Annotated in this window: 8 protein-coding genes; all 8 read right to left on the reverse strand. The window is 58.4% G+C overall.

The annotated features are described in order from the left end of the window. Positions 1 to 15: 15 nt before the first annotated feature. On the reverse strand, positions 16 to 1,485 hold the full coding sequence (locus tag PAE68_RS16285; protein WP_281888656.1) for an aldehyde dehydrogenase family protein: 1,470 nt from the start codon (positions 1,483 to 1,485) through the stop codon (positions 16 to 18). A gap of 29 nt (positions 1,486 to 1,514) precedes the next feature. Continuing rightward, positions 1,515 to 2,288 (reverse strand): enoyl-CoA hydratase/isomerase family protein, encoded by a 774-nt coding sequence (locus PAE68_RS16290; RefSeq protein ID WP_281888658.1) that lies wholly within the window; start codon positions 2,286 to 2,288, stop codon positions 1,515 to 1,517. A 27-nt stretch (positions 2,289 to 2,315) separates the two neighbouring features. Continuing rightward, positions 2,316 to 3,476, reverse strand: coding sequence for a CaiB/BaiF CoA transferase family protein (locus PAE68_RS16295; RefSeq protein WP_281888660.1), 1,161 nt, complete (start codon positions 3,474 to 3,476; stop codon positions 2,316 to 2,318). After that, positions 3,473 to 4,657 carry an ABC transporter substrate-binding protein gene (locus PAE68_RS16300; protein WP_281888662.1) on the reverse strand — a complete coding sequence of 395 codons (1,185 nt, stop codon included), beginning with the start codon at positions 4,655 to 4,657 and terminating at the stop codon, positions 3,473 to 3,475. Before PAE68_RS16300 ends, PAE68_RS16295 begins: the two co-directional genes overlap by 4 nt. 37 nt (positions 4,658 to 4,694) lie before the next feature. Further along, complete coding sequence (locus tag PAE68_RS16305) at positions 4,695 to 5,954, reverse strand: CaiB/BaiF CoA transferase family protein (RefSeq protein ID WP_281888664.1); 1,260 nt, start codon at positions 5,952 to 5,954, stop codon at positions 4,695 to 4,697. Between the two features lie 39 nt (positions 5,955 to 5,993). Beyond that, complete coding sequence (locus PAE68_RS16310; protein WP_281888666.1) at positions 5,994 to 7,139, reverse strand: CoA transferase; 1,146 nt, start codon at positions 7,137 to 7,139, stop codon at positions 5,994 to 5,996. Then, on the reverse strand, positions 7,132 to 9,492 hold the full coding sequence (locus tag PAE68_RS16315) for a beta-mannosidase (protein WP_281888667.1): 2,361 nt from the start codon (positions 9,490 to 9,492) through the stop codon (positions 7,132 to 7,134). The genes PAE68_RS16310 and PAE68_RS16315 overlap by 8 nt, the downstream gene beginning before the upstream one ends. Positions 9,493 to 9,686: 194 nt before the next feature. Beyond that, on the reverse strand, positions 9,687 to 12,752 hold the full coding sequence (locus PAE68_RS16320; RefSeq protein WP_281888668.1) for a glycoside hydrolase family 2 TIM barrel-domain containing protein: 3,066 nt from the start codon (positions 12,750 to 12,752) through the stop codon (positions 9,687 to 9,689). Positions 12,753 to 12,786 lie beyond the last annotated feature (34 nt).

Raw genomic sequence — 12,786 nt, forward strand, 5'->3', positions numbered from 1 at the left:
CGCTTCGGTCACGAATTAAGCATTATAGTTCAAGTACACGGTACGCTTCTGCAGGTAGCCCGCGATGCCGTACTCGCCGTCCTCGCCGCCAAGTCCGCTCAGCTTGTGGCCGCTGTGGTGGCCCTGCATGCAGCCGGACATGCCTTGGTTCAGGAACACCGTGCCGACCTGCAGCACGTTCATACCGTGCATCAGCTTCCGGTAGTCGTTCGAGAACAAGTACGCCGACAGACCGAGCTCGCTCGAGTTCACGATCTCGATCGCTTCCTCGAAGCTCGAGATACGGATAATCGGCAGCACCGGTCCGAAGATCTCCTTCTGCGCCGCAGCCATATCCGGCTTCACATTGACCAGCACCGTCGGCTCATACCAGTATCCCTTGTCGAAAATGCCGCCCGTCGGACGCTTGCCGCCCGCCGCGATGCTCGCACCTTGAGCGACCGTCTCCTGCACGATGTCGTCGATCTTCTTCAGATCGAGGCCGTTCGCCTTCGGGCCCATCGTCGTCGAGCTGTCGAACGGATCGCCGAGCTTCACCTGCTTCACGCGCTCCAGCAGCTTCGCCGTGAACTCGTCGGCCACCTTCTCATGCACGAGCACCATCTCGTTGCAGATGCACACTTGACCGCAGTTCGCGAAGCGAGCGACAACCGCTGCCTCGACCGCCTTATCGACATCGGCATCGTCCAGCACGATGAACGGCGCCTTGCCGCCAAGCTCGAGCGACAGCGCTGTAATGTTGTCCGCTGCTGCCTTATAGATCTGCTGTCCGGCACGCACGCTGCCTGTTACCGTCACGAGCTTCGTGATTGGGCTGCTGACGAGCAGCTGACCGACCTCTGCGCCTGTGCCTGTCACGAAGTTCGCCACACCCGGCGGGAAGCCGACCTCGTGGATCAGGTTGAAGAACTCCGCGGACGCGACAGGCGTCAGCTCATGCGGCTTAATGATCATCGTGTTGCCCGTGACGAGCGCCGGGCCGAGCTTACGACCGATCAGAGCGAGCGGATAGTTCCACGCACACAGACCGATCGTGACGCCGTAAGGCACCTTCTGAATTTGCAGCAGCTCGCCCACACGGTTCGATGGGAGCACATCACCCTTGATCTTGTTCGCAGACTCGACGGCATACATCATATACGCCATCGTGTCATCGACTTCACCGAGCGCTTCGCCGTACGTCTTACCTTGCTCCATGACGAGAAGACGTGCGAAGAACTCGCGCTTCTCCTTCACCTTCTCCACCAGCTTCACAAGATATTCGGCACGCTTCACATATGGAAGCGCCTGCCAGTCCAGCTGCGCACGCTGCGACGACTCCAGCGCCTTCTGTACATCCTCAGGCGAAGCATCGGTAACGGTAGCGATGACCTCCTCATTGGCCGGATTCTGTACATCGGTCAGCTTATCCGAGGTGGAGTCCACCCATTGACCATCGATATACAAGCGATAGTATTCTTTGCCATTGCGCGTACCTTTCATCATCTCTACACACTCTCCTTGGATTGTCAAATTCACTTGCCTTTATAATGAGGCGTCCGCTTCTCCTTGAACGATTGCTTGCCCTCCTGGGCATCCTCGGTCGTGAAGCAGAACGCGAACAAGCTGTTCTCGTATTGCAGCCCGGCGTCCAGCGGCATATTCATCGCCGCCCGGAGCGCGAGCTTCGCATTCTCGACGGCGATCGGGCTGTAGCTGACGATCGTCGACGCCAGCTCGCGGACGGTGCGCTCGAGCTCGTCGGGCTCGACGACACGCTCGACGAGCCCTGTGCGCAGCGCTTCGTCCGCGGACAGCATCGCGCCCGTCAGCACCATCTCGGCTGCCTTGCCCGGCCCGACGAGGCGGGGCAGCAGCTGCGTGCTGCCGCTGCCGCCGATCCAGCCGAGCTTGATCTCCCCGGCCCCGAACCTGGCGTTGCTCGAGGCGATTCGAATGTCGGCATGGAGCGCCAGCTCCAGCCCGCCGCCAATCGCATAGCCGTTCACCATCGCGATGACCGGCTTGCGGATGCTGCGGATCGCCATGCAGTAATCGTCGCGGTTGCGCAGGTCCCACGGACTGCCGTAATCGTCCAGCACCTCGATGTCACTGCCAGCGCTGAAGCTCTTCGGACCCTCTCCGGTCAAGATGACGACTCGGACCTCTTTGTTCTTATTCATATGGTCGCAGATCGCGCGAAGCTGCTCGCCCATCGACCGAGTGACCGTATTCAGCTTACTCGGCCGATTCAGGGTGATCGTCGCGATATAATCGGCAACGTCCACACGAATGTCGTGAAGCTCCATCCTCGTCTCCCCCTCGCCCTATCACTCCTACTGCTGCGAGCTGCTCAGCTCGAATTGCTCATTAATGCGGTCCGTATCTTCGCCGACCCGCGGCGCGCCCTTCGCATGCTTCAGCACGGTGCCGTTCACGCGCACCGGATAGCGCGTCGTCCGGAAGACGGCACCGCTCGTACGAACGACGTCCTGGAACATATCGAGCCCTGCGATGCCATCGTGCGCGAGCGCAGACTCCCAGTCCATCACCTCGGCGCACCAGTAGTCCGCAGGCTCCAGTCGATCGAGCCAGTAGCGGGTCGGCTGCGTCTTGAGATGTGCGTTCAGCGTGCGCTTGATCTCATCGCGGCGGCTGAACCACGTCGACGTATCGGTATAGCCCAGCAGCGCGTCGCAGCCGAGCAGCTCGCCCAGCGTCAGCACCGAGCCCATCGCGAGTGCGATATAGCCGTCCGCTGTCTCGTAGATGCCGTACGGTGCGCCCAGATACGCATGCGCGTTGTGAAATTCGCTCCGCTCGGGCTGCACGCGCTCCTCCCGATTCAAGTAGGCGCTCAGCACCTCGAACTGGAAGTCGAGCGCCGCTTCCATCAGACTGATCTCCACGAGGCCGCCTGTGCCAGTCTTCTCCCGTTGCAGCAGCATGCCGAGCAGCGTCTGCACGAACATCGAGCTCGTATGCAGGTCGATAACCGCAAGACCGAACGGAACCGGAGGCTGATCGCGGTCGCCGTTCATCCAAGCAAGACCCGACATCGATTGCACGAGCAGGTCTTGACCGGGCTTGTTCTTCCACGGGCCTTCCGCCCCGTAGCCCGTGACGCTGCCATAGATGATGCGCGGGTTCAGCGCCTTGACCGACTCGTAATCGAGTCCGAGCTTCTTCATCGCACCGGGACGGAAGTTCTCGATGATCACATCCGCCTGCTGGATGAGCTTCTTGATTTTGTCCAAGTCAGATGGGTCCTTCAGGTTCGCAGCGTAGCTCTCCTTGTTGCGGTTCATCGATTGGAAGACGGTGCTCTCCCCGTCCACTCGCAGATTCGACAATGTAATCTGACGGCTGCCGTCTCCAGCATCAGGACGCTCAATCTTGATGACGCGTGCGCCAAGGTCTGCGAGGCGGAGCGCCGACACAGGCCCTGCGAGATATTGACTGAAGTCGAGAACGACGATGCCATCTAGCAGCTTCATACGTTCGACACCCCTCTCGCCTTGAGCTCTCCAGCTCTTGCCTGCCTGTGCATGACGTTCAGCTGACGAACGACCGTTCGCAGATCGCTGCTGCCTTGCATCAGCGTGTCGCGAATGAGATGTCCCGCCTGCTCCTGGAACGCGATGTAGCCGTCGAAGCGCGGGCGCATCGAGCCGTACATCAGCGTGTCGAGTGTCTGCTCGAAGAAGCCTCCAGACAGGCGGTTCACCTTCGAATCGAGCCATGCTGTGCGATGGCCCGGCTGTCCGTCACGTAAGAAGAAGGTGCTGCGCTGGAACTGTGGCGAAGCGGTCATCTCCGCGAAGCGTGCTGCGACCTCAGGGTACTTGCACTTCGAGGAGATCGCCAGCCCGACCCCGCCGATCATGCTGCCGCTCGGCTTGCCGCTGCTGGACGGAATGTTCGTGAACGACGTCACGTGCGGTCGGAACCCTTCTCTAGCGTAGTTGGAATAGCCGTAGATCAGTGGAACGTACACGAGCTCGTCGGTCGTTCCCATTCGATTCAGCATGTCGATCGGATCGCAATGAACCGACTGCGGATGCAGCACCGGCATGAGGCTGGCGAGCAGCTCCAGCACGGCTACGCCGATCTCCTCAGGCAGGTCCAGCTCCTCGCTCCAGTAAGCGCGGTCCGCGAATTGTGCGCACAGTGTGAAGAACGTCGAGTACGCATGGACGGGCACGAGCGGCATACCGATGCGCTGACCCTCTGGCAGCTTGCCTGCGAGCTGCAGCACGTCGTCCCAAGTGCGAGGTGCCACCTCCGCACCTGCTGCACGCATCAAGTCTGTCCGGCAGGCGCTTACTTGTGCGGCCGCATCGACCGGCAGCGCCCACTGCTGCCCTTCATACGTGTAGCTGGCGTAGCTCAGTCCAGTCGAGTGACGCTCCTGATCGGACAGGAAGTCCGCGTCGATCAGCCCATTCAGCGGCATCAGCAGCTTCTTCTCTACAGCTGTACCGATGTGCGGGTGATCGATCATGATCAGATCATAGGCGTCTGCGAGCAGCTCGAGCGGATACAGCTCGAAGTCGGCCAGAGACCGAGCGTCCCATTCGATGTCTACATCAGGCTCAAGCTCCCGGAACGCTTGCGATGCAGCGAGAAGCGGATTCAAGCCTCTCTCGTGTGACCAGGTCATGCCCTTCAGCTTCATACACGTTCACCTCTCTTGGATTGCCACATTATGGTTATCATAACCGTTTGTTGTCTATGTTCATTTCTACATTCCGAGCTTCCACAAGCTGCCACTCCGACTCGATCCTCGCATTATGCTCGCCAACTATCGGCGCGCCTCCTCCGGCATCCGGCCTCTGACCGTTCAGTCGGATTGGACACGCGAGAGCGGTCATCTGCGCTCCTGAAGGCCTTCTCACCTGACGAGTCATATCAAGCCCGCGGAAGACTTCATGCTGCACGAGCTGCTGCCAGCTCCACAGCTCCTCACACACGAGGCCAGCCGCTCGAAGCTTCTCCAGCCAGCAGGCAGCTGGCTGCTGCTGCAGCAGCTCCAGCACGTCGGCAGCACTTACAGGGGCCGACTCCTCTATCGCGTAATGGATACCCAGAGCCGCACACAGATCGGTTAGCGATGCTCGCTCGATGGCGATATACCCGTCCTTCACACGGTACAGCCCTGCTGGCAGCTCGGAAGCTACATGATTCCGAGTATAGACGCCATAGCCAGCTTGACCCGATGTATCATCTCGATCTGAAGCTGTGCCAGTAGCACCCGATGCACTTTCTTTAATTCGAGCTGCGCCAACTACACCCACCGTACTCGAGTGCGCAGCTCGCGCTTGCACCCGCTCTCTCTCCCGCACCACCCAGAGCTCCTGCATCGCATCGAGCGTCGACTCCAGCAGGCTGACCTCGACTAACGCCCCGATACCGCTTACAGCTCTTCGTACCAGTGCCGCCAGTATGCCCTGCGCCAGATGTGAGCCCGTCATCATATCCGCGATCGCAAGTCCGAATGGAATCGGACCGCTTCTCGTTCGGCTGGTACGCTGAAGCCATGGCAGTCCGACGAACGACTGCACGAGCAGATCCTGCCCCGGCCGCTTGACGAGCGGTCCTTCCTTGCCGTAGCCGGAGATCGAGCCGTACACGAGCCGCGGGTTGATCGTCCGTACATCGTCATAGCCGAAGCCGAGCTTCTCGATCACGCCGGGTCTGAAGTTCTGAATCATCACATCGGCTCGCTGGAGCAGCTTCCTCAGCTTGCCTCGATCCGTCGCATTCTTCAGATCGACAGCGTAGCTCTCCTTATTCCGGTTGATCGAATGGAACAGCGTGCTGTCCCCATCGAGCTCCAGATTGGAGATGTACAGCCTTCTGCATATGTCGCCCCCGTCAGGACGCTCGATCTTGATCACTCTAGCGCCCAGATCGGCAAGACGAAGTCCGGCGTAAGGTCCGGATAGAAATTGACTGAAATCAAGCACGAGCATTCCTTCCAGCGGCCTCCGCATGTTCCCATCACTCGCTTTCTACAGCAGCTCGAACTCCTCATCGATTGACGCGGTATGATAGCCCGGTGCGAATAACCCCCTGCAGCCAGCGAGCCGCTCTCCGTCAAGCCGGATCGGACAGCGGAGCGCCTCCAGCTCCGTTCCGTGCACCGTTCGGACCTGCTGCAGCATCTGCAGCACCGTGAAGCCTTCGTGACTCAGCAGCTCATCGACGGTCTGCAGCCTCGCACACCAGTAACCAGCGGGCTCCAGCACTCCTACCCATTCGGACGCCGTTCGCGTCAGCAGATGCTCAGCCAGCAGACGCTTGATCTCATCCCGCTGCGTGAACCAGCTTGCGGCTTCCGTATATTTGGCCAGCGACGCGCACTCCAGCAGCCTGCCCAGCTCCGTCACAGAGCCCATCGCAAGCGCCACATACCCATGCTGCGTCTCATAGATGCCGTAGGGAGCGCCGAGATACGCATGCGCATTGCTGATGCGGCTCCGCTGGGGCAGCTTGCCGCCATCATTCAGATGCGTCGTCAGCACCTCGAACTGGAAGTCGAGCGCCGACTCCAGCAGGCTGACGTCTACCCGCATCCCTTCACCTGTAGCTTCACGGTAGAGGAGTGCAGACAAGATCCCTTGCACCAGATTGGAGCTTGTGAACAGCTCCACTACCGAGATCGGGAACGGCATCGGCGGGTCGCCCTCGTTCCCGTTCAGCCACGGCATCCCTGTCAGCGACTGGATGACGAGCTCGCTCGCCTGCTTGCTTGCCCAGGGCGCTTCCTGTACGTATCCGCAGCTGGTCACGATGCCGCATACCACACGAGGGTTCATGCTTCGCATCGCCTCCGCATCCGGTATGCCATACGGTCCATCCTGTTCCTCATCTATCGAGCGAAGGAAGACATCCGCCTGACCGATCAACCGCTTAAGCTTCTCGAACGCGTCACCGCACGACTTATCGTAGCTGTACCTCTCCTTGCCCCGGTGCCACAGCTCATTCAATCGGTCTGAGCCACCTGCCGTCTCCAGCTTGATGACGCGAGCGCCAAGCTCGGCGAGCCGCAGTGCAGCGAACGAGACCGCGAGCTGTTCGCCGAGCTCCAGCACGACCAATCCGTCCAGCGGCAGCGAGCTGCCGCCTTGCCGAATACCACCTGCAACGCTATTCAAGCTCCCACAGCTCCGGGTTGTAGCGGTAATAGCTGTGACCGAACTCATCTCTCAGCTTACGGGTCTCATCCAGATGCTCGTTCACGATCCGCTTCGCCTCGGCCTGGTCGCCGATCAGCAGCACATAATCGTTGTTCGCCAGCACTTCTTCGCCCCGCTTCAGCACGAGTGCAATGGTGAATTGACCTGCTGCATCCGCATCCACCTGCCAGTCGATGGCCGCGTACTTCGCGGAGCTGTTCGACGGCACATTCACCTCGACAGCGCCTTCGCTAGCCACGTCTCCGAGATGGTTGCGCAGCGTCCACTCGAGCGTCAGACCGTTATGATCGTCGTGGATGTCGTTCACGATCCATAGACCGCCCTGGAACGTCTCGCCCTGCTTCCACCGTCTTCTCGAGAACTCAAGGCTCGGCAGCAGCGGCTGGTAGCTCGTTCTGACATAATCGAAGCTCAGCTTCTTCAAGCCGTAATAGTCGACGAGGCCCCACTTAATGTCCGGCCAATGTGTAATGAAGTGGCACAGCGACACGCCGCTCATCCGTGGCTTCCGTCTGCGGTACAGCTCGAGTGCGAACTGCAGAATCGTGCCCTGCGCGATTTGGGTCGACTCGACGAACTGCTCGAGCGAATCCATCCGCTTATCTCCGAATACTTCCAGGTTCAAGCCTTGGAGAATATCGAGGTCGGCCCAATGGTAGCCCCAGCTCGGTCCCATCGGCCACAGCTCGTTCTCCGGGATGAACTTCTTCAAGCTCTCGATGGCAGGAGCAGAAGCCGCTGTCAGCTCCGGCACGATCGAGCAGTCGAGCGCTGGATAATATTCCTCCATGAAGCTGCGTCCGCCGCCATAGTAATGCTCGTTCGCATGCTGCGACTCCTTCGGCTTGAAGCCCATGCTCTGACCGAACTCATTGCTGAGCGGTGATGCGAGTCCGTAAGGGACGTTCGTATATGGCGCAATCGCAGCTCCGATCGCCTCCATCAGCTCCTTGTTGCCGCTCTCGACGTGAGCATCGGTGAAGAACACTTCTTCGCCGCCCATCCAATAAATGTTCGACGGATGATTGCGACGCAGCTTGACGATCTCGATACATTCCTTCGTGACCGAATCGACGAACGCCGGGTCGTTCGAGAACGCTTGCGTGGAGAACGTGAAGTTCGTCCATACTGTAATGCCGAGCTCGTCGCACAGACGATAGAACGTCTGGATTTCCGGCGGATGCCAGCCGAATATACGCAGGTTGTTCATATTCGCTTCCTTCACGAGCTTCAGCAGGTGCTCATATTTCTTATCACTGTTTCTTCCATATAAGAAGGAAGGCTGCCCGCCCCAGCATGCTGAGCGCAGGAACGTGCGCTTCCCGTTAATGACGAATGTCCACGGATATTCCGATTCCTCCGCGGTGAAGCCTGGGTTCATCTCCATCTTAATGTCGCGAATGCCGATCCGATCCTCGACGCGGTCGAGCTCCTGCTCGTGCTGACGAACCGTAATCTCGATGTCGTACAAGCTTGGCGTACCGAGGTCCCAAGGCCACCACAGCTGTGCATCGGCTACATCGACGAGCACTTGAGCTTCTTGAACGCCAGGCTGCACCGTTACCTCGACCGAGTACGTCGACACCGCAGATTCGAAGTTATGTCCCTTCAGCGCAACGTGTACCTGCACCGTCTGCGCGTCTGCAGCCATGTTGTCGAGCTCAAGCTGTACCTGTACGCTCGCGCCCTCATCCTTGAGGATCGACTCCGTACGATGGCTCACGATCCGAACCGAATCGGTTGCGATCAAGCGCACCGGACGCCAGATGCCGAAGGGAACAAGTCCCGTGAAGTAATCTCCGGAGAAGTTCACCTTCTTGCCGCCAACGTTGCGGAAGTTCTTAGGCGGCGGGTCAAGCTTGACGACGAGCTGGTTCGAGCCGCCTGCCCACTTGTCGAAGTTCAGGTATGCGCTAACCTCGAATGAGAATGGCGAGAACATACCTTCATGTGAGCCGAGCAGGTTGCCATTCAGCCACACCGTGCAGCTGTAGTCGACGCCCTCGAATTCCAGATGAATCTTCTTGCCCTTCATCTCCTCGGATACGTTGAAGCTGCGAACGTACCACCACTCATACTCCTGCACCCACTTTGCCTTGTGCATATTACGGCCGTAGTACAGATCGTCGAGCTCGCCTGCACGCTGCAGGTCGGTGTACACATCTCCAGGCACCGAAGCATAGTTCCAGCTGAAAATAACGCCCTGACGCTCCGCAGGCAGCACATGGAAGCCTTCCTGCTCCCCTTGCCCGATGCGCATCTTCTCCATTTGCCATAGCTTGCCGCTGAGATCCTTCACGATTCTGGACATCATGACCCTCCATCTTGTTCTTGTATCATATCATTCCGATTATGCGAATAACAAGAACAACTTTTCACATGTGTTTTATATTTTCGGAACATTGTTCCGATTTAAGTCGATTATACATGTGACACTCTAGCACGTCAATACGAAATATGGAACAAATCAGGGGGCGAAATTTCGCCCCCTGATGGTCATCCTTGCTATTCGTCTTCTTTAAAGATCGGACTGATGTCCATACGGAACGTGAACTCTTTGTCATTCAGCTGATACTTCTCCATAAGCTTCGGACCGCACGAATGGGAGCCGACGCCACTCATCTTGTAGTCGAGCTGCACAATCGTCTGCTTCCGTCTCTCCAGCTCATACGTATGCTTCGCCTTGGTCAGATCGTGCGGCAAGTAATGCGAGACATTGAGCGAGTAAGGCTCCGCCCCCTCGAAGTGCAGTCCCATCCCGAGCTCGTTGGACACAATGGCCCAATCGGTGCCCCACCGCGAGCCGTTCTCCTGCGGCATAATATAGTCGTGCTCCATCTCCTCGACGCGGAATGCATATTTCCCCTTACGCACGCTATTGCGCTTGTCGATGTAGCTCTCATGCGGACCATAGCCGACATATTCCACCTCGCTCATCCCTTCCGGCATGACGAGCTGCAGGCCGAAGCGAGGCAGGAAGTCGATCTCCTCCTTCACCGAGGCGGTCAGCTGTACCGATACGCCACCCTGCTCATCGAAGCGCCACGTGGCGATGCCGCGTACGATCGGTCTGCGCGTGTAGACGCCGATCGAATAATCGACGGTCACGGTGACCTCGCGCTCGCTCTCCTGCTTCCAGTCGCAGCGATATACCTTCAAGGACGTATGCTCCAGCCCTTCGTATGTCCATCTTCGGACCATGTTCCGATCATTATCCATCGGTGCACGCCACAGGTTGAAGCGAATCGGCTCTGCGAGCAGCTCGACACCGTGTCTAGACAGCTGAGTCGGCACCCCCTTGCGCAGATCGAACTGATGGTGGAAGTCGAAGCCTGCCACGTGCAGCATGCGGCCCTGCTCCTCCGCCCGGATCGACTGATGACTTACCTTCCGCACGTGGTCTGCCAGCGCCTCACGCTTCATCGAAGGCACGAACTGCGCGAACATGACCTCATGCCCGCGACTGCACCACACCGTCTCATCCTGCAGGCAGCACGATACGGTCAACGTCAGCTCGTCGATGATGCGAGCAGACGCCGAGCTGAATGGCACGACGACCTCCTCGCTTGCATGCGGATTCGTCCGCAGCCCGTCGATAACACCCTGCTCCAGCAGCTGACCGTCACGCTCCAGCTTCCAGTGGAAGCTCAGATGCGACAGGTCGATGAAATCATACAGATTCGTAAGCCTTAGACGACCTGCCTGCAGCTGAACCTCCTCGATCCGAACGGGTGCAATGACCTGCTTCAGCTCAAGCAAGCCGGTATGCGGTGTACGGTCGGGTGCTACCAGTCCATCGATACAGAAGTTGCCATCGTGCGGCTTCTCGCCAAAATCGCCGCCATACGCATAGTAGCGCTCCCCCTGCTCGGTGTACTGCTCGATGCCGTGGTCGCACCACTCCCACACACAGCCGCCCATCAGCTTCGGCTCTGCATAGATGACGTCCCAGTAATCCTTCAGATCACCAGGGCCATTGCCCATCGCATGGCTGTACTCGCATAACAAGAGCGGCTTCGTGCTCGCCTCATCCTTCGCGTACGCTTCAATCTCAGGCACCGATGCGTACATCCGGCTCTCCATGTCAAGGCAGCTGACATCCTCATGCCCAAGATAGAGAGGAGCGGCCCCTTCGTAATGAACAGGTCTTGAAGCATCGCGCTCTCTCGTCCATCGCGCCATTGCGATATGATTCGGCCCATAGCCGGACTCGTTGCCCATCGACCAGATGACGATGCACGGCTGATTCTTGTCCCGCTCGACCATGCGCACTGCACGATCTACGAAGGCTTGCTCCCACTGTGCATCCTTGGTCAGCTGATGGAAGTCGACGAACGACTGCATGTTCAAGCCTTTCTCGATGTTCTTCCAATTGTCCGTAATCGCGAGTCCGTGACATTCCAGATCGGCCTCATCGATCACATAGAAGCCGTACTCGTTGCACAGGTCGAGGAAGCGCGGGTCGTTCGGGTAATGGGACGTTCGGATCGTGTTAATATTGTGACGCTTCATGACCTTCAAGTCCTCGATCATATGCGGAAGCGGGATCGTCTGTCCAAGTCGCGGATGCGAGTCGTGACGATTCACGCCCTTTAGCTTGACAGGTACGCCATTAATGCGGAATACGCCATCCTGAATCTCGATCTCGCGGAACCCGACCGCGAAGCGAATGATCTCCTCACCTGCAGACAAGTACAGCTCATACAGCACAGGGCGCTCGGCGCTCCACAGCTGAGGGGCTGTTACCGACAGCTCCAACACTCCCGAATCAGACACGGTCACATGTCTTGCCCCCACCTCGTGACCATCTGGTCCGAGCAGCGTCGCATAGACATCTAGCGAGCCTGTCGTCTCCAGCTCCACACGCAGCGATGCTTCGCTGCGGTCTTGCCCGAGCGAAGTACGGACGAATGCGTCACGGATGTGCGCCTCGTCGCGGGCGAGCATATACACATCACGGAATATACCGGAGTACCGCCACAGATCCTGCCCCTCCAGATACGTCCCGTCGCAATATTTCAGCACCATGACCGCCATCCGGTTCACGCCCGCTGTCAGGTAATCACCGATCTGAAACTCGGCTGGAACCCGACTGCCCTGGCTGTAGCCAACGAACTGACCGTTGATCCACAGATAGAAGCAGGCATTGACGCCCTCGAATACGACGTACTTGTCCTTCTTCTCCCACTGCTCCGCCACAGCAAAATCACGGATGTACAAGCCCGCCGGGTTCTCATCCGGCACGTAAGGAGGGTCGCACGGAATCGTATAGTTCACGTTCGAATAATGAAGCTGATCGTAGCCGTTAGTTTGCCAGCACGAAGGGACGAGCAGTGTATCCCAGCCCGAGGCATCATAATCGGCTTCGTAGAAGGCTTCGTTCACATCCTCCACGCTAGAGTGATATTGGAACCTCCAGGCTCCGTTTAACGTTTGGTAGAACGGGGAACGCCCTCTCTTGCGCGTGGCCGCTTGCTCAGCGCTGTCATACGGAATGTAGTAGGCTCGAGCCTTCTCCCGATGAATGTGCAGCGTCTTCGGATCTTCCCAATATTTATCAATCGATATCATACGTTCCAACTCCTCTTCTGAACTAACAGGGTCC

The sequence above is a fragment of the Paenibacillus sp. YYML68 genome (assembly GCF_027923405.1).
Classification (GTDB): Bacteria; Bacillota; Bacilli; order Paenibacillales; family NBRC-103111; genus Paenibacillus_G.